The following is a 17,876-nucleotide window of genomic DNA, read 5'->3' as shown; positions in this document are numbered from 1 at the left end:
CTTCCCAAGAATGTCCACTTCCTTGAAAACGAGTCCGTCGACATCGACGGTGTCCTGTTCATCGGCGCAACCCTCTGGACGGATTTCCTCGGTAAGGATTTCTTCAAGATGCAGCACGCTCGGAAGAACATGAACGACTTTGTCGTGATCAAGAAGCCTGACGGGACACGGCTCATGCCCGAAGAGACGGTCGATCTGTTTCAGGGGTCGAAGCGGTATATTTTCGAAACTCTGGCAGCCGCCGGCGACAGGAAGAGCGTCGTAGTGACACACCATGGCGTCTCTCCGCTGTCCATCCATGAGCGGTTCCGGGGAGACAGTCTCAACTGCGCCTTCATGACCGATCTTTCCAGCGAGATTATCGACCACGGTCCGAATCTCTGGGTGCATGGGCATACTCACAACTCGTTCGACTATACCCTCGGCAGGACTCGGGTGGTGGTAAACCCTTATGGATACAAGGATGTTGAGGTCAATCCTCAGTACGACCGGCAGCTGATCATTGAACTGTAATTGTTCGATGGAGTGGAAACATGAGCTACAAAACCATCCGCTTTGAGCGGCAGAAATTGTTCGAGCAGGTCTGGGAAAAACCGATGACGACGCTGGCCGCCGAGTATGGCCTCTCGGATGTTGGCCTGCGCAAGATCTGCAAGCGTCTGATCGTCCCTTTGCCGCCGCAGGGATACCATCTGCGGACCCACAAGGGGCAAAGGCCGCCGCTGCCTCCGATCAGGAATGGCGAAACCGTATATACGACTCACATCTACGAGCCGGAACAGATGTCCGTGTATGAGACTCCGCAGCCGGTCGAGATTCCTGAGATTGCCTTCGAAGAGCTGCCGGAAAACCGCATAAAGGTGGCGGAGACCCTGTCAACGCCGCATCCGCTGATTGTCGAAGCAAAGAGCCAGCTCAAGAAAGCCAAACAGGGGAGATACGGCCGGCTGACAAGGTTCTGGTCGGAAAGCGAGTATATTTCCGTCTTTCCCGAATCGCTGGATCGGGCGCTACGGCTCATGAACGCCCTGTTCAAGGCCCTTGCAAAGCGCAACTATCCCTTTTCCGTTGACGAGGAGAAGCATCTCCTTGTCGTGAAAATTCTTGATGAGCAGTTCAGTCTCCGGCTGGAAGAGCGCTCGCGTCAGGCTCGGCATGTTGCGACCGCGGCGGAGTTGAAGGAAGCTAAGCGCTCCTATGTTCATATTCCGACCTATGATTACGTGCCGACCGGTGAGTTTACATTTCTTGTTACCAGGTACTACAGCTCGGACAAGGTAATGAAGGACGATAAGCGCGGCCGTCTCGAAGAGAAGCTGAACGGTCTGATCATACAGCTGATCAAGATGGCCCTGCAGATCAAGGACGAGCGAATCCGCCGGCAGCGTGAAGAGCAGGCCCGCCGCGACCGGGAAGAAAAACGCCATGAAATGGAAAATATGATCCGCAAGGAAAAGAAGCGGGTTGAGGTCCTGAGAGAACAGTGCGCTGCCTGGTATGAAAGCCAGAGACTGCGGGATTTCATTCAGGCTGCGCGGGACAGGCATCCGGTGATCGAGCCGGAAAGCAGGTTCGCCAAGTGGCTCGTCTGGGCCAGTCTCCAAGCTGATCGCCTGGACCCTCTGAAAGCGGGGCCTTTGTCAATTCTGGATTATGAGCGTTAGATTTTGTCGCAAAAACAGTTTTTACGACACTTCCGCCACAGGATCTGTCCGATAAATTGAGCGGGCTGATTTATATCTGCCAGATCCCGTTATTCCTGAAATGACATATCCTGTCTTTGTATGATGGTATATTCCATATCAGGCACTCAGCTGCCCGATCCCGCCCATTTAGCTAACGGTGGCTCTCAGGTTCCGGCAGACATATTTTGTTAAAAAAATAAGCTTGTTTTTTTAACAAAACTGAAGGAAACTGCCGCCATGACCGTAAGCAAGCAGATCGAAAACCGGATTCACGGGCACGATCCCGGATGGGTGTTTTCACCGGCGGACTTTCTTGATCTCGGCTCCCCGCATACCGTCGGGATGGCGCTGATCCGCATGGTTCGAGAGGGACAGATTCGCCGCCTCGCCAGAGGGCTTTACGATTTCCCGCGCACGCATGAGCAGCTGGGGCTTTTATCTCCCTCAGTGGACATGATCGCCGAGGCGTTGGCCCGTCGCGACGGAGTCCGGCTGCAGCCGTCCGAGGCTGCGGCGGCCAATATGCTGCACCTGTCCGACCAGGTCCCGATGAGAGTGGTCTACGAGACAGACGGACCGCCCCGAAAGGTCAAGGTCGGAACGCTCACCATCCAGTTCCGGCGGAGGGCGCCGCGCAAAATGGCAACGGCGGGCAAGATGAGCGGCCTGGTTTTCGCGGCGCTGCGGGGGCTGGGCAAACGCTATGTGACTCAGGAGCAGATCAGCCATCTGCGACAGCTCCTGACTCCGGAAGACCGGCAGCGCCTGCTGCAGGATCTGCCTCAGGCGCCGGCCTGGATGCATCCGTTCCTGCGATATATTGCGAAAGAAGAGGTTTAGTAACTGGTCAGAAAAATAGCTGTAATCGAACTGAAATCCGTATCCTGACAATTGATCAGGAAAACGGGACTTCGGCATAACAGAACTTCTATCCATATCCTGAATAGCATTTTGTGCTGTAATGATGCTTGAATAGGCGAGACAGGAACATACTGAATGAACAATAACAGGGAAAACGAACGCGCAGAGCTGCACAAAACCATCTGGCGCATCGCCAATGATCTACGCGGCAGTGTGGATGGCTGGGATTTCAAGACCTATGTGCTCGGCATGCTGTTCTACCGCTTCATCTCCGAAAACCTGACCAGCTACCTCAATGAACAGGAGCGCAAGGCAGGCAGTCCGGATTTCGACTATGTCACGCTGAGTGACGAAGATGCCGAATTTGGCCGCGAAGAAACAGTTAAGGAAAAGGGCTTTTACATCCTGCCCACGGAACTGTTTGCCAATGTGCGGAAGCAGGCTCGTCTCGATGCCAACCTCAACGAAACCCTGAGCCGGATCTTTGCCGATATCGAAGGCTCCGCCACAGGTAGCGAGAGTGAGAACGACATCAAGGGACTGTTCGACGACCTCGATGTCAACTCAAGTAAACTCGGCCCCACGGTGGCCAAGCGCAACGAAAAGCTTGTGAAGTTGCTCGACGCCATCGGCGACCTGCCCTTGAGCAATGGCGGCGGCTTTACGCACAACACCATTGATCTGTTCGGCGACGCCTACGAATACCTGATGCAGATGTATGCCTCCACCGCTGGCAAGTCAGGCGGCGAGTTCTACACCCCGCAGGAGGTCTCCGAACTGCTCGCCCGCATCACCGTAGTTGGCAAAAGCGAGGTCAACAAGGTCTACGACCCTGCCTGCGGTTCCGGTTCGCTGCTGCTCAAGTTCGCCAAGGTCTTGGGCCACGATAAGGTGCGCCAGGGCTTCTTCGGCCAAGAGGTCAACCTGACCACCTACAACCTGTGCCGAATTAACATGTTCCTGCATGACGTCAATTTCGAGAAATTCGACATCGCCCACGGTGACACGCTCACCGATCCGGCGCATTGGGATGATGAGCCTTTCGAGGCTATCGTCTCCAATCCGCCGTACTCGATTAAATGGGACGGTGACGCCAACCCTTTGCTCATCAATGACCCTCGCTTCGCCCCCGCTGGGGTGCTTGCCCCCAAGAGCAAGGCGGACCTGGCCTTCACCCTGCACATCCTCTCCTGGCTGGCAGTGAACGGCACGGCGGCCATCGTAGAATTCCCCGGCGTGCTCTATCGCGGCGGCGCTGAGCAGAAGATCCGCCAGTACCTGATCGACAACAACTACGTTGATGCCGTCATCCAGCTTCCGCCAGATCTCTTCTTCGGCACCACCATCGCCACCTGCATCATCGTGCTGAAGAAGTCCAAGCACGACAACGCCACCCTGTTCATTGACGCCAGCAGTGAATTCGTGCGCAGCGGCAACAAGAACAAGCTCACGGGCAACCACCAGCAAAAAATTCTCGATGCATTCGTTGCACGCAAAAACATTGACCACTTTGCACGTCTGATGAACAACGGCGACATTGCCGAAAACGGCTACAACATCGCCGTCTCCTCCTATGTCGAGCAGCGTGATACCAGCGAAGCGGTGGACATCAAGGCGCTCAATGTCGAGATTGCCCGCATCGTGGCACGGCAGGCGGAGTTGCGGACGCAAATCGATGCCATTGTGGCGGATTTGGAAGGAGCACAGACATGAACGAAAAACCTTCTGGCGAAATTATCCTATACCCGAGCGGCAACGGTGAGCCAACCATTGAGGTGCGCCTTGATGGTGACACCGTCTGGCTAAGCCAGGACCAGATGGCAGCGTTGTTTGGGAAAGCCAAATCGACCATTAACGAGCACATCAAAAATATTTTTGCTGAAGGTGAGCTGGTTGCGGAGCAGGTAGTGAGAAAATTCGGAATTTCCGAATTTTCTACCAAGCCGACAAATCTCTATAACCTGGATGTAATCATCTCAGTCGGTTACAGGGTGAAATCGCAGCAAGGCACTCAATTCCGGATTTGGGCCACCGAGCGACTACGGGAATACCTCGTCAAGGGTTTCACCATGGATGATGAGCGCTTGAAAAACCTGGGCGGTGGCCGTTACTGGAAAGAGCTGCTTGAACGCATTCGCGACATCCGCTCCAGCGAAAAGGTACTCTACCGGCAGGTGCTGGATCTCTACGCCACCAGCGTGGACTACAATCCCAAGAGCGATGACGCCGTGCTGTTCTTCAAGACCGTGCAGAATAAACTGCACTACGCCGCCCACGGTCAGACCGCCGCAGAGGTGATTGCCAGCCGCGCCGACGCTGGCAAGCCTTTCATGGGGCTGCTGTCGTTCAGCGGTAGCAAGCCCACCAAGGCGGAAATTGTCATTGCCAAGAACTACCTCGACGAAAAAGAGCTCAAGCGGCTGAACACACTGGTGTCGGCGTATTTCGATGCCGCCGAGTTCCGCGCCCTGAACCATGAGCCCACCTATATGAAAGACTGGCTTGCGCATCTGGACCGGCTGATCGTGGCCATGGAGGCCAAAACGCTTGAAGGTGCTGGGAGCGTCAGCCATCCGCAGGCCATCAAGAAAGCTGAAGCCGAATACGTCAAGTACCGCACGCAGCTTGCGGGCGAACAGTCCGATGTGGAAACGGCTTATTTGGAAAATGTAAAATCCGTGCAGCGCAAGATTGAAGGAAAGAAGAAATCATGAGCCGGATTAATGAGTTGATTGCCGAGCTTTGCCCGGAGGGGGTGGAGTTCAAGGATGTGGGCGAACTGCTCGACTACGAACAGCCGGGCAAATATCTCGTGGAGTCGATTGCGTATGACAAAAACCACGCGACGCCGGTACTCACAGCAGGTAAGACCTTCATCCTCGGTTATACAGACGAGACAGACGGGATCTATCCGGCGTCTACCAATGAGCCTGTCATTATCTTCGACGACTTCACCACAGCATTTAAGTGGGTGGATTTTCCATTCAAGGCCAAGTCTTCTGCTATGAAGATGCTCACACCAAAACCGGATGCTCTCGAAAGTCTCAGGTACGCCTACTACGCGATGCAAACGATCACCTATACACCTCAAGATCATGCTCGGCAGTGGATCGGAACGTACTCAAAATTTTGCATCCCCGTCCCTCCACTCGAAGTGCAACGCGAAATCGTGAAAGTGCTTGACACTTTCACCAAGCTGGAGGCGCGCCGGCGGCAGTACAAGTACTACCGCGACGCGCTACTCGCGTTCGAAGATCAGAATGTTCGCTGGGTCACGATGTCCGAAGTTGGCAAGTTTATTCGCGGGCGTCGGTTCACAAAAGCGGATTACGTCGAGGCCGGAGTCGGCTGCATACACTATGGCGAGATTTACACCCACTACGGAATTTCAGCGCATGAAGTTATTTCGCAAGTGCGTCCTGAAATGAAAGCAACATTGCGTTTCGCCAAGCCTGGAGATGTGGTGATCACTGATGTTGGCGAAACTGTCGAAGATGTCGGCAAAGCCGTCGCATGGGTTGGCACCGAAGAAGTGGCGATACACGACCACTGCTATGCATTCCGCCACTCGATGAATCCAAAGTTCGTCTCTTATTGCATGCATACAACTTCATTCATCGCAGAGAAGGCGAAGTATGTGGCTCGCACCAAGGTCAACACGCTTCTGATGGATGGCTTTTCCAAAATTCGCATTCCTGTCCCCCCGCTCGATGAACAAGAACGCATCGTCGCCATCCTCGATAGGTTCGACGCGCTGGTGAACGACCTCGGGAGCGGCCTGCCCGCCGAAATCAAGGCCCGTCGCCAGCAGTACGCACACTACCGCGACCGTTTGCTTAGTTTCCGGGAGGCCGCATGAGCGAAGACCTCATGCCGTACCGCATCGAACCAATTGCGCTTTCCAACGAAAGCACGGTCGTCGCCGAGTTCCTCCCCGATAGGGTCAGGGAGACGGCCTACCAGTCTGAAGTCGAGCTGGAAAAGGCCTTCATCAAGCAATTACAGCTGCAGGCCTACGACTACCTGCCGATCACCTCGGAGGCCGATCTGACCGCCAACCTGCGCGGTAGGCTTGAGCGGCTCAATAAAATCGCCTTTTCCGATGCCGAATGGGATCGTTTCTTCAGCACCTGTATAGCCGGTGCCAATGACGGCATTATAGAAAAGACCACGCGCATCCAGGAAGATCATATTCAGGTGCTCAAACGCGACGATGGCACTGTCAAGAACATCTACCTGATCGACAAGCAGCATATCCACAACAACAGCCTGCAGGTCATCAACCAGTACGAGGTGGAGGGTGCTCGGGCCAACCGCTACGACGTGACGGTGCTGGTCAACGGCCTGCCGATGGTGCATGTGGAGTTGAAACGCCGTGGAGTGGACATCCGCGAGGCTTTCAACCAGATCAATCGCTATCATCGCGACAGTTTCTGGGCGGGCTCCGGCCTGTTCGAGTATGTGCAGCTGTTTATCATCAGCAACGGCACGCTGACCAAGTACTACAGCAACACGGTGCGCGATGGTCACCTGGCGGAACAACGGAGCAAACGCTCACGCCAGAAGACCTCCAACAGCTTTTCCTTCACCAGCTGGTGGGCCGATGCGAAAAACCTGCCGATCACCGAGTTGACCGGCTTCACCAAGACCTTCTTCGCCAAGCATACGCTGCTGAATATCCTGACCCGCTACTGCGTGTTCGACGTGGATCGCAAGCTTCTGGTGATGCGGCCCTATCAGATTGTCGCGGCTGAACAGATTCTGCAACGCATCACGACCAGCACCAACCACCGGCAGTTGGGCAAAACTGCTGCAGGCGGTTACATCTGGCACACCACCGGCTCTGGCAAAACGCTGACCAGCTTCAAAGCGGCGCAGCTGGCGCGGGGGCTGACGGAGATCGGCAAGGTGCTGTTTGTGGTTGACCGCAAGGACCTGGACTACCAGACCATGAAGGAGTACGAGCGCTTTGAGAAAGGGGCGGCCAACTCCAATACCTCGACAGCGGTGCTGCAACGGCAGCTGGAAGACCCGAACGCGCGCATTATCATCACTACCATCCAGAAGCTTTCCCGCTTCGTTGTCAAAAACAAAAAGCATGCGGTGTATGACCAGCATGTGGTGGTGATTTTCGATGAATGCCATCGCAGCCAGTTCGGCGACATGCATGCCGAAATCACCCGGGTCTTCAAGCGCTACCACCTGTTCGGTTTTACCGGCACGCCGATTTTCGCCGAAAACGCAGGCACTGCGGGTAATCCGCTAAGGCGCACTACTGAGCAGGCCTTTGGGGACAAGTTGCACACCTACACGATCGTCGATGCCATCAACGACAAGAACGTGCTGCCGTTCCGCATCGACTACATCAATACGATTAAGGCATCGTCAAGCATCAAGGACAAAAAGGTGTCGGCCATTGACACGGAGCGGGCGCTGCTGGCCCCGGAGCGCATCACACAGGTGGTGAGCTATATCCGTGAGCACTTCGACCAGAAAACCAAGCGCAATGCCAGCTACAGCCATGATGGCAAGCGGCTGGTCGGATTCAACTCGCTATTCGCCACGGCCTCCATCGACGCGGCCAAGCGCTACTACGCCACGTTCGCCGAGCAGGAAAAAGAACTGCCGCCGGCGCGGCGTCTTAAAGTGGGCCTGATCTACAGCTTTGCCGCCAACGAGGAAGAAACCGATGGCCTCCTGAGCGAGGAGGAGTTCGAACTTGAGGGGTTGGATCAAAGCTCGCGCGATTTTCTGGATGCAGCGATCAAAGATTATAACACCCTGTTCGGCACGAGCTTCAACACCTCGGCTGACAAGTTTCAGAACTACTACAAGGATTTGTCGCAGCGGCTGAAAAAACGCGAGCTGGATCTGGTGATTGTGGTCAATATGTTCCTGACCGGCTTCGATGCCACCACGCTCAACACCCTGTGGGCGGACAAGAACCTGCGCGCTCACGGGCTGATCCAGGCGTTTTCACGCACCAACCGCATCCTCAATTCGGTCAAGACCTACGGCAACATCGTTTCCTTCCGCGATCTCGAACAGGAAACCAACGATGCCCTGGCTCTGTTCGGCAACAAGGATGCCAAGGGCATTGTGCTGCTGAAACCTTATGCGGAGTATTACAAGGAGTACCAGAAACGGATCGAGGAGTTGGTCGAGAAGTTTCCGCTCGGCAAGGCCATCGTCGGCGAAGCGGCTCAGAAGACGTTTATCAAGCTCTTTGGCTCGATTCTGCGGTTGAAAAACATACTCACGGCATTCGACGATTTCGCAGGCAACGAAATCCTGAGTGAGCGGGATTTCCAGGATTACCAGAGCCTGTACCTGAACCTGTACGCCGAATTCCGCAGCGTATCGGAAGCGGAAAAGGAGTCGATCAACGACGATGTGGTGTTCGAGATCGAGCTAATCAAGCAGGTAGAAATCAACGTCGATTACATCCTGATGCTGGTTGAGAAGTACCTGAAGAAGAAAGGATCGGGTGAAGACAAGGAGATCCGGGCCGCTATTGATCGTGCGATCAATGCCAGCCCCAGTTTGCGTAACAAGAAAGACCTCATCGAGCAATTTGTTAATTCCGTTTCCACAAAAGCCAAGGTCGATGCGGAATGGGTCGCCTTCATTGCCGCAAAGAAGGTTGAAGAGCTTGACAGGATCATCGCGGATGAAGGGCTCAATGCTAACGAGACGAAGGTGTTTGTTGACAATGCGTTCCGGGACGGAGCGATCCCGGTCGCCGGTACGGCGATCACCAAAATTCTTCCGCCGGTTTCAAGGTTCAACAAAAGCAACGGCCATGGTGTGAAAAAGCAAACGGTGCTGGACAAGCTGGGCGCATTCTTCGAGCGTTTCTTCGGCTTGATCTGAAGACATGATAGTGGCGAGTCTGGCACAAACAGGTGGGGAGATTTAAATGATGACCCGGAAACCATGAGTTCTCGCGGGGAACCTCGTTTTCCCAGGATGGGGCATGAATCAACAGTTGCTGCCGTCACCAAGAAAACATCATTTCTATGTAGCGATTTCCAAGTTCCTTTTTCACCATCCGATGCATGGCATTGTATCTGTGAGGAATCCGATCAAGATCAAGGACGCAGAGCAGTACGGACTCACCCCTCTATACTCTATGGATTGACCGTTGCAGGGTTTGTCCCCAATTGTTAATTGGTTGAAGGCTAGACAGACCTAACCTGTTGTTAACCCTGGAATGATGATCGTTCCAGTTAAGGACCGGACAGGATATAGTAGAATAAAAATATTGTACGGCGTTTTAAAGCCTTCGGCCAAGCACTCATGATTTGTGCCATTGAGGTCAACGACAGAAAGCGAATGTGGCTTCGTCATTTTACTATACATCGGCAGAACAGGTCCTAGAGCATGATCAAGGGTTATAATGGTCTCTGCAGGAATCCCGAATTGTTTTATAAAGGTTGGAGACGCCTCGATACGTCTGACATCAGCTTTGGCACCGGAACCCTGCACGTATTCAATTGGCTCCAGTACGAAGACCACGCATGCCCGGTTATTTGTGCGCACATACTCCCGTGCAGAGGCATAAATAGAAGCTCCAAACTTCTTGGAGAGCTTTATGGGTGTTTTGATTCCAAAGGGACAATCGGCGGCAAGTTGTGCAAACGTATTTTCCTGAAAAAGAACGAATCGTGCGAAATTATTTGCCTCGCGATCAAATTGATCTGCAGTTTCTGGCGCAAGAGTTTTTTCGCAATCTTGAAATAATCGGAACAGTTTCCTGTGAGTCGGAAGTTCGTGATGGCCCGTTTCATGAAGCTTGAGGAAGGTCTGTTTACTTTGAGTGACAGTATCATCTATATGTATTACGTATTCGTCGGCGTCGTATAATCCCAATACTTTTGAAATAGCAGATTTTATCCAGCTACCTGCACTCTTAAGGGCGCGGCCTGCGATTGCGGTTTGTTCTTCCACGAAAGCTATAATCCGTTTTGGATCGAACATGCTATGTGGAGCAATCTGTAATTGCGCAGCGGCTAAAATGTCATCAATGGGGGTTGGGAATCGATCCCAGGCAGAAGCGCGGTTAAGAATATCTTTCGCCCTTCTTTCAATAATGCGAAGGTCTTCAACCGTCAGGCTACTGTCATCAGGCCTGATCATGCCTGAGTTTTCCTTGTGCGGATCCATTTCAGGTACTCAATTAGTTCCGCCTCTTCTTCCGGTGAAAGGTTGTGCTCCGCGAAGGTTGCAAGACGACCATGTTTTTGACCCTCCGCCCGCCCTTTAGTTGGCGCAATATGTCCCGCCATCTCCATTAACTTTTCATAGTCGATCTTGTAAATTTCCGCGAGCGCATAGAGAACATTCGGGGAAGGCTGCTTAATTTTGTCATTTTCAATCTGGCTAAGGTATGCATTCGAAACATCTTTGTTTGTTATCTGCTCGACCTGACGAAGAGTCATCTTCCTGTCTCTCCGGATCGAGGAGAGGTACTGCCCGAGGGTAAGCTTAACGGCGTTCTTTTCCGTCGTGTCGGCTGCCATGACTATTCCCTCCTAATCTGTGAATTTACTGTAATATTAAACCATTTTGCAAAGAATAGCAAGCGTGCAAAGAATGTGCTTGACATACTTAGCACGCTTGATTATTGTGGCATCAATATTTACAATCCACTTCAAAAAGGGGAAGCTTTATGGCGCGCGACGAACACCATGTAGTACCGAATCCTAATGGCGGCTGGAACGTGAAACGAAGCGGGGCAGACAGAGCGTCAGCACACACTGGTACTAAACAAGATGCGATTGACCTTGGCCGAAAGATCAGCCTGAACCAGGGAACCGAATTCGTCATTCACAACAAAGATGGGAAAATCTCAAATTCAGACAGCCACGGCAATGATCCCTGTCCGCCAAGAGATCAAAAATAAAAGGAGATTTACAATGAATCAACATCAACATGACTCACAAAACAAGATGCACCTTACCATTCTAGTTGACGGTATCCCGAAAGAAGAGGATTTCGTAAGCAACCTTAAAGTGGAAGAGGTCATAAAAATGTTATTGCCTCCTGGAGAAAAGCAGAACTGGGAAAAATACATTTTAAGTGATCGCGAAAACAAACTCGACACGAGCAAGTCTCTTGAAGACAACGGGGTAAAAGAAAATGACGTACTGTCCTTGACCCAAAAAGACGGTGGAGGCGGTCACCTTGATTTCTGATCCTTTGTTGGCAAGAATGAAATTCGAAACGGATTCGCTGCCTCTTGTCAAGGAGGCGGCGAATTTTCAAAAGACGGGGATCAGAGTAATTGAAGTCAATTTCCCGGTAATTGAAGTTGCTTTGTTCTGGAAAATGAAGCAACGCGAAATTCTGCTTAGAATAATTGCCGATGAATATGACTACCTGCCGGTGCAGGGTTATTGGGTAAATGAAGGAGGGGAAGCATTGTTAAGTGGCCAAGGTTTAATACCACAAGGCATCGGTTTTCAGACTGAAAACGGTAACCCCTTTGAGGTCCCCAGGTCGTGGTTATGCTTCAAGGGGTGGAGAGAATATCATGAATGTCACTTGGAAGTTCTTTGGTCTGCCATCAGAAACCTGCCGCAATACCGGATTCCGGGACTGATCACGCAACTTTACTCCGATCTCAATAAAGCTGAGGTACAAGCGGTATGAAATTGAAATATTTTGAGATACCCAAAGACGTGGTGGCTGAAACCGAAAGGGCTATAACTGCCGGCAACCATGAAATATTTGCCATTTGGACAGCGCCGCTAACGACAGAGGAAGAAGTTTGTAAAGTTAAAAGGTGTGTGATCCCAAAACAGACCCCTGGTCAAACAACTTTCGGGGTATACGTACATATTGAAGGCAAGGAACTCAGTCGAATTCAATTTGATAATTTTGATCGCAAAGAGCGAAGTGTAATTCAGTTGCATACTCATCCTTCTGCAAATGTTTGGATGTCAGAACTCGACAGAGAGTGGGAGGTTGTCAGGCATATAGGCGCATTGAGTATCATTGTTCCATTCTATGGGAAAAACGGCATTAAGGGATTTCCAGGCGTAAACGTGTATGAAAGAGAAACTAATGACTGGCGCTTGTGGAGCCAGGACGAAGTATTGGCACGATTGAGGTTTACATGATGAATGATGCTCAGAGTAAAAACAAGATGGCATTCACATCCGCAATCGGGAATCCGAATCTCATTGCTAAACTGCAAGGTGCCAGAATAGGGATTTGGACAGGGGAAGGCGTTTCACAATCGGGCTTATTATTGATCGAAGCACTCGGTGAAGTGTTGGGCCGTCTTTGGCCAGTTGTGGACGTTGAAGGTTCATATTCTGATCTGTTTATAACCACTGCGGATCGAGCTGCAAGATCAGGAATGCAAACTCATTATTATCAAAAAAAATGGGAACCTCCGTATGATTTCATACTTTCCATAGGTACCGATTTCCCTTCCGGCAATGGGCCTGGGTTACGGATAGGTGCTGCAGGATGGACAGCAATGGCTGGTTCAGAGGCTTATGTGGGGGAGGAGGATAACCCGGTTGGGCCGGCAGCTGCAGCGGCGGTCGCAGCAATTGAAGTTTTCAAAGCAATTTTTGCAGTTGAACTTGGAGATAGAATTATTCCTCTGCCTTCAGAGTTTAGATGGAATCTATGGACATATGGCAACTGTGATTTCTCCCCGGGGGTCAGATCATTGAATTTCGATGATCTCCATGTTTTCGGAGTAGGTGCCGTAACCCACAGTATGCTGTGGTTGTTGGAAAGATGGCCTTCAGAAGTGTCAGGATCTATCCACTTGATTGACCACGATAATTATGATCATTCAAATGGGCAGAGATATGTAGGCATGGTCGCAGAAGATGACAAGGTGCAAAAGACGGATTCGGTTGCAGCGAAATTACAAAGCAGACATATAAATTTATCTATTCAAAAACATCATGAAGATATGAATCGTTTTTTTCAGAATAAGCGACCGGATTGCAATGTGCGCTTGGCAGTTGTGGGTGTAGATTCCACTGAGCATCGGCGTCATCTTGCTCTTAAATTACCTTTACGAGTGGTGAACATGTGGACAGATGGAGATCGAGTCGGTGCGGCAAGATTTGGGTTTTCCGATGATTGGCCATGCCTTTTTTGTGCTTATCCGGAAAATACCAAAGTGGAACTTGATGAGACGGGACAGATTTCAAGGGAAACAGGTTTACCAGCTGCAAAGGTAAGGGAGTTGTTATTTTCCGGGGCAGGCTTAAATCCTGACGAGGTACGGAGGATTTGTGATAGTCGTCAGATTGACTTCAACCTGGATATGATTGGTAAACCACTGCGGAGTATCAGAGGGAATTTGTGCGCAACAGGACGTATCCCTGTTGGTGAAGGCAATAAAGAAGTTGATGTGCCGTTTGTCTTTTCATCTCTTCTCTCAGGTATCGGAGGTTTTGTCGAATTGCTACATGAAATATGGGGATCTTCATCAGATCCTTACCACTGGCAACTAAGAATATTTGCATATCCTGCCCCAGGCAATCAAACCACTCGAAAAGCGGACAAAGCCTGTTATCTATGCTCTGACAAAGGAGTAATCGATATTTTAAAGCAGAAATATAGTTAATGGTATGAGTAAACTATGTGCCAGAACTGCTGCATGGACAATGCGACCACAATTAACACTCACGCCATATTTTTCAGCCTGAAGAAGTCTAGTTCGGCAATTTCCTTGAATTTGTCGTGGACAGGACCATGAAGTTCCCGCAGGTACTTCGCAACCGTTTCGTTGCCGAGCAGACTTTTCAGATATGCCTGCATGGATGTCATGTCGATCATGGCGGTACCGTACTGCTCTTTCAATGAACCGATCTCCCTGGACAGGGCAAGACTCTCTTCCTCAAGACGCGCCTGGCGGGCCAGTATCGCCGGAGTCTCCTTTTTCGGCCTGCCTTTGTTGACAAGCTGATTCGCCGGTGTTGCGTCCAGAAGGGCCTTTGCATAGCTGGAGGTGAACTTGTTCTGATCATTCATCAGCATGGCGGCGTTAATCTGCCGGGGCGCCTTCATTTTTTTCAACACCCTGAATACCGGTTCCGGCACAGACTTGTCCTTCAGCAGTTCAATAGCCTCGGGGCAGATGCCCTCAAGCAGACATTTCTTGTTTCTGATGGTGCTGATATCAAGGTTCAAAGCCCTTGCAAGTTTTTCTTCCGAGACTCCTGACTGTATGGCCTTCATTATCATGCGATGTTCCTGAATCGCCGAGAGCCGATTGATGTACTTGTTGTAGGTATAGGTCTCGTCATCGGTGGAAATCAGGCAGGAGACCCGTTCCACTCCCAGTTCCTTCAGGGCCATGATCCGCAGATGGCCATCGAGCAAAAGATAGCCTTTCCCTTTTTTCAACGGTGCGACCACCGGGGCTTCGATAAGTCCCACCTCCCGGATGGAGGAAAGGACCTGACCATACTTTCTGCATTTCATTGCATAGATGGAAATGCTTTTGGTAGTGAGCAACTCCTCCACGCCAAGTTCGATCAGTTTTTCCTGGAATCCCTGCTTTATTATATTTGCCATCGCCGCTACCTTTTCAGAAGATCCGTGACATGCAGAGGTATTTCATTCATGCCGACGGCCTTCAGCTGATTGGTGAAATGGACATCATTCAATAATTGGCGCAGAGCCATGGCTGTATAGTCCAGGACATCCTTGATGTAGTTCGACTGGGCCAGTAGCCGTTTCTTCTCCCTGGCGCCGTTTTCATAGGCTGCAATCAGATCCTCTGCGGAAAGAATGGCCTTTTCGCGTGGCGGAGCCGATAACCCTTTGCCGTAATGTTTGCGCCGGGAAATGATCTTCTGCACAATGACCAGCTTTTTCCCGGTCAATGCCCCCGATTCATACGCTTCCGTCAGAGCAGTCTGTACGGCGGCATCGTTTTCCGCAGCTATGTTCAGCGCCTGGTAGAGCGGAATTCGCCCCTTTTCCACGGCGTTGACCAGGTATTCTTCTCCCTCTTCGAGCAGGCGGATGATGCCGCGAATATAATCTTTACCAAGGTTGGTCTTGGCAGCGATGGCATCATCGGCATACCCCTGGCCTTTCAGATACTTGATGCTCTGCAGTAGTTCCAGGGCGCTGTTGTTGCGCCGGGCGATATTCTCCACCAGGCTCATGATGTGCGCATCTTCTTCGCTTACCTCTCGAATGACAGCGGGGATCTCCGTTTCCCCGGCGGCAACGAAGGCCTCGATCCTCCCCTGTCCGCACACGAGGTCATACTTCTTGCCATTTTTTGAATCTTTCCGGGGAGCGACCGTTATGGGTCTTTTCAGGCCAATGCTCCGAATGTTCTGCCGGATCTCTTCGGCAATGATCTGATTGCGCACCCGCGGATTCAGAATGTGAATATCTTCAATGGGAATAAGCGCTACGGCCCCATGATCCATGTTCAACCGCCTTATCGAGAGAGATGTTGATGCTCAGCTTCAGCAAGTAATCCAGTGTATCGGTACGAAAGCCGTCCAGAAATCCTGCGTTCTCCTCCGACAGCTTCAATTGCCCGTCTGAAAATTCCAGCGCTGGGAGGATGTAGTAATCCCGGATCGCTTCATTACGGACATCCATGCGCACCGCTACGGTTATGTCAGGACGGAGACCGCTGTCGAAGCGAATTTTCCAGCGCCGGATTCGGGCTGGGGTAGTGAAGCAGCGGCTGATGACAACTGAAATGAATAGATTGTGATTCAGTTCCAGCAGGCAGCTTTCCGGGTCCATGGGAATCCGCCTGCCGCAAAGGTTCTCTATGGTGCGGACTACATCGGTAACGATCTCGGCATGGAGGGTGCGCAGCCGCTGGTTGATGGCAACATACTGATAGTCGCGCTTCGGGGTATACCCGATCATCTGATAGACCCGCAGAAGGCCGCCGAAACGATTGCGGATCAGACTGCAGGGAGGTAAGAAATCAGCTTCGTCAATGATCAGCGCGGAAAGGCGTCCCTGCCTGGCGTATAAATCCCGTAGCCCCTGCAGCAGTTCTTCGTCGGTAGTCTTTTTGTTACGTTCCCGGTATATTCCTTGGACTGTGTAGAAACGCTCCATGTCCACTACGGGCTCGAAGGCGTGTTCCTTACGAACCCATTCGCTTTCCGGATTGGGCTTGGCTCTGCTCTTCATCTTGCCCGATGTGCGGTTGAATAAGTTGTTGCCGACGTACTTCTCATTGGTCAGCACCTCGCATACGGTCCCTCGTGACCATGGGCGACCAAAATGGGTTTTCACTCCTTGTACGTTCAACTGCGCCGCAATTTCAGTTTCGCTGCTCCCGCCGATGAACTGATCATAAATCCAGAGCACAATCCGGCATTCCTCGTCTGACCCCGGCATCAGAATCACCCGCTCGGTGAGCAGGCTTTTCCGCTGCCCCATTGCCAATTCCTGCTTGGGGTTACCGGCTTCATCCAATAGCATGCGCCGGAGCCCGAAACCTGCCACACCTCCCTGCCGGTATCCTTTCGCCACCAGGTTGCATTGTCCTGCCCACACCTTCTGAGAGAGCTGGCGGCAATAGTCACTGGCACTTTCATCCCGCAGCAGGGTCATAATCCGATCGGCAAGGTTGCTGGTCAGCGTCACCGGCTTTTCGCAGGACTGGCAGACGACGTTTTTACGTTCCAGCCTCATCCGGTGATATTCAGCCTCGCGGCTGTCTACAAAACGGCCCCAGCGGCTTTCGTCCAGGTACAGGACAATGTTGTATCCGTTTCGCCCCTGCTCAACATCGTCAATCAGGGTCTGAAACTGCTCCCTCTTTTCCGTATTGATCCCGCTGACACCCAGATCCGCATAGGTCTTGATGATTTCAATGCCGTACTCAGCGGCATAGGCACGTATTGCCCGCTCCTGATTTTCCGGCGACTCCACCTGCAACTCTGTGGACATGCGGATATACATGGCACCTTTCAGGCGCAGGCTCTTGATTTCAGCCGCTGTATATGCCGTTCCTGCTGGTTGCATCCCGGGTATCTCCTTAATTCCACACAGAATATTCCGGTAATACTTTCAACCAACAAGGGGCGTATGTCTACTATGATTCTGTGGCAGATTTGCCACAAAAATGAACTCAACAATGGCGACCTGACGAGATATATTGTGAAGTTGCTGCGGAAGCGGAAGATCACGACAAAGCAGGCGGCGCGCGACCTCAACATCCCTGTCGAACGGGCACGGAACTGGTATTACAAGGACACTGGCATGACGGCGCTTGATCTGCTGAGGATGATGCAGAAGTATGAGTTTGTCAGGCAGGCGATTGATGGGGCACTGAGGTTTGAAGACTGCTGAGATGAT

The 17,876-nt window shown here is 51.8% G+C and carries 18 protein-coding genes; 13 read left to right on the top strand and 5 right to left on the bottom strand.

Annotated elements, in window-relative coordinates; translation table 11 throughout:
* The 7 genes from JN12_RS20495 to JN12_RS12350 form a co-directional block, all read left to right on the top strand.
* Nucleotides 1-513: metallophosphoesterase family protein (locus JN12_RS20495; protein ID WP_211360538.1), on the top strand; the 513-nt coding region annotated here is incomplete at its 5' end.
* 20 nt (nt 514-533) lie between these two features.
* Nucleotides 534-1,664, top strand: coding sequence for a hypothetical protein (locus JN12_RS12375; protein ID WP_145023161.1), 1,131 nt, complete (start codon nt 534-536; stop codon nt 1,662-1,664).
* 258 nt (nt 1,665-1,922) lie between these two features.
* Nucleotides 1,923-2,525 (top strand): DUF6088 family protein, encoded by a 603-nt coding sequence (locus tag JN12_RS12370; RefSeq protein ID WP_145023160.1) that lies wholly within the window; start codon nt 1,923-1,925, stop codon nt 2,523-2,525.
* A 156-nt stretch (nt 2,526-2,681) separates the two neighbouring features.
* Nucleotides 2,682-4,259 (top strand): type I restriction-modification system subunit M, encoded by a 1,578-nt coding sequence (locus JN12_RS12365; RefSeq protein WP_145023158.1) that lies wholly within the window; start codon nt 2,682-2,684, stop codon nt 4,257-4,259.
* Nucleotides 4,256-5,260, top strand: coding sequence for a virulence RhuM family protein (gene rhuM / locus JN12_RS12360; protein WP_145023156.1), 1,005 nt, complete (start codon nt 4,256-4,258; stop codon nt 5,258-5,260). The genes JN12_RS12365 and rhuM overlap by 4 nt, the downstream gene beginning before the upstream one ends.
* Nucleotides 5,257-6,405: a restriction endonuclease subunit S gene (locus tag JN12_RS12355; protein ID WP_145023154.1), complete on the top strand. Its 1,149-nt coding sequence runs from the start codon at nt 5,257-5,259 to the stop codon at nt 6,403-6,405. Before rhuM ends, JN12_RS12355 begins: the two co-directional genes overlap by 4 nt.
* Nucleotides 6,402-9,419: a type I restriction endonuclease subunit R gene (locus JN12_RS12350; RefSeq protein WP_145023152.1), complete on the top strand. Its 3,018-nt coding sequence runs from the start codon at nt 6,402-6,404 to the stop codon at nt 9,417-9,419. The genes JN12_RS12355 and JN12_RS12350 overlap by 4 nt, the downstream gene beginning before the upstream one ends.
* Before the next feature lie 318 nt (nt 9,420-9,737).
* Here the strand turns inward: JN12_RS12350 and JN12_RS12345 are convergent, their stop codons facing one another.
* A complete protein-coding gene (locus JN12_RS12345) occupies nt 9,738-10,685 on the bottom strand; it encodes an ImmA/IrrE family metallo-endopeptidase (RefSeq protein WP_145023150.1) in 948 nt (315 codons plus the stop codon).
* A complete protein-coding gene (locus tag JN12_RS12340) occupies nt 10,682-11,068 on the bottom strand; it encodes a helix-turn-helix domain-containing protein (RefSeq protein WP_145023148.1) in 387 nt (128 codons plus the stop codon). The genes JN12_RS12345 and JN12_RS12340 overlap by 4 nt, the downstream gene beginning before the upstream one ends.
* Nucleotides 11,069-11,217: 149 nt before the next feature.
* Here JN12_RS12340 and JN12_RS12335 point away from each other — a divergent pair, with 149 nt between their 5' ends.
* The 5 genes from JN12_RS12335 to JN12_RS12315 are packed head-to-tail and all read left to right on the top strand — an operon-like array spanning nt 11,218 to nt 14,148.
* Nucleotides 11,218-11,451, top strand: coding sequence for a DUF2188 domain-containing protein (locus JN12_RS12335; protein WP_145023146.1), 234 nt, complete (start codon nt 11,218-11,220; stop codon nt 11,449-11,451).
* Nucleotides 11,452-11,464: 13 nt separating this feature from the next.
* Nucleotides 11,465-11,743, top strand: coding sequence for a hypothetical protein (locus JN12_RS12330; protein WP_145023145.1), 279 nt, complete (start codon nt 11,465-11,467; stop codon nt 11,741-11,743).
* On the top strand, nt 11,733-12,200 hold the full coding sequence (locus JN12_RS12325; RefSeq protein ID WP_145023144.1) for a hypothetical protein: 468 nt from the start codon (nt 11,733-11,735) through the stop codon (nt 12,198-12,200). Before JN12_RS12330 ends, JN12_RS12325 begins: the two co-directional genes overlap by 11 nt.
* The gene (locus JN12_RS12320) at nt 12,197-12,670 is read left to right on the top strand and encodes a hypothetical protein (RefSeq protein WP_145023143.1); all 474 of its coding nucleotides are present in this window, start codon (nt 12,197-12,199) and stop codon (nt 12,668-12,670) included. The genes JN12_RS12325 and JN12_RS12320 overlap by 4 nt, the downstream gene beginning before the upstream one ends.
* Nucleotides 12,667-14,148, top strand: coding sequence for a ThiF family adenylyltransferase (locus tag JN12_RS12315; protein WP_145023142.1), 1,482 nt, complete (start codon nt 12,667-12,669; stop codon nt 14,146-14,148). Before JN12_RS12320 ends, JN12_RS12315 begins: the two co-directional genes overlap by 4 nt.
* A gap of 59 nt (nt 14,149-14,207) precedes the next feature.
* Here JN12_RS12315 and JN12_RS12310 read toward each other — a convergent pair whose 3' ends face one another.
* The 3 genes from JN12_RS12310 to JN12_RS12300 are packed head-to-tail and all read right to left on the bottom strand — an operon-like array spanning nt 14,208 to nt 17,543.
* Nucleotides 14,208-15,101 (bottom strand): plasmid partitioning protein RepB C-terminal domain-containing protein, encoded by an 894-nt coding sequence (locus tag JN12_RS12310; protein ID WP_145023141.1) that lies wholly within the window; start codon nt 15,099-15,101, stop codon nt 14,208-14,210.
* Between the two features lie 5 nt (nt 15,102-15,106).
* Nucleotides 15,107-15,973, bottom strand: coding sequence for a ParB/RepB/Spo0J family partition protein (locus JN12_RS12305; protein ID WP_145023140.1), 867 nt, complete (start codon nt 15,971-15,973; stop codon nt 15,107-15,109).
* The gene (locus JN12_RS12300) at nt 15,939-17,543 is read right to left on the bottom strand and encodes a recombinase family protein (protein WP_145023139.1); all 1,605 of its coding nucleotides are present in this window, start codon (nt 17,541-17,543) and stop codon (nt 15,939-15,941) included. The genes JN12_RS12305 and JN12_RS12300 overlap by 35 nt, the downstream gene beginning before the upstream one ends.
* Nucleotides 17,544-17,678: 135 nt before the next feature.
* Here JN12_RS12300 and JN12_RS12295 point away from each other — a divergent pair, with 135 nt between their 5' ends.
* Nucleotides 17,679-17,870 carry a hypothetical protein gene (locus JN12_RS12295; protein ID WP_246125858.1) on the top strand — a complete coding sequence of 64 codons (192 nt, stop codon included), beginning with the start codon at nt 17,679-17,681 and terminating at the stop codon, nt 17,868-17,870.
* The last annotated feature ends 6 nt before the right edge of the window (nt 17,871-17,876 follow it).

Source organism: Geobacter argillaceus (genome assembly GCF_007830735.1).
Classification (GTDB): Bacteria; Desulfobacterota; Desulfuromonadia; order Geobacterales; family DSM-12255; genus Geomobilibacter; species Geomobilibacter argillaceus.
The sequence above is the reverse complement of the archived record's forward strand: the minus strand, read 5'-3'. Positions and strand labels throughout refer to the sequence as shown.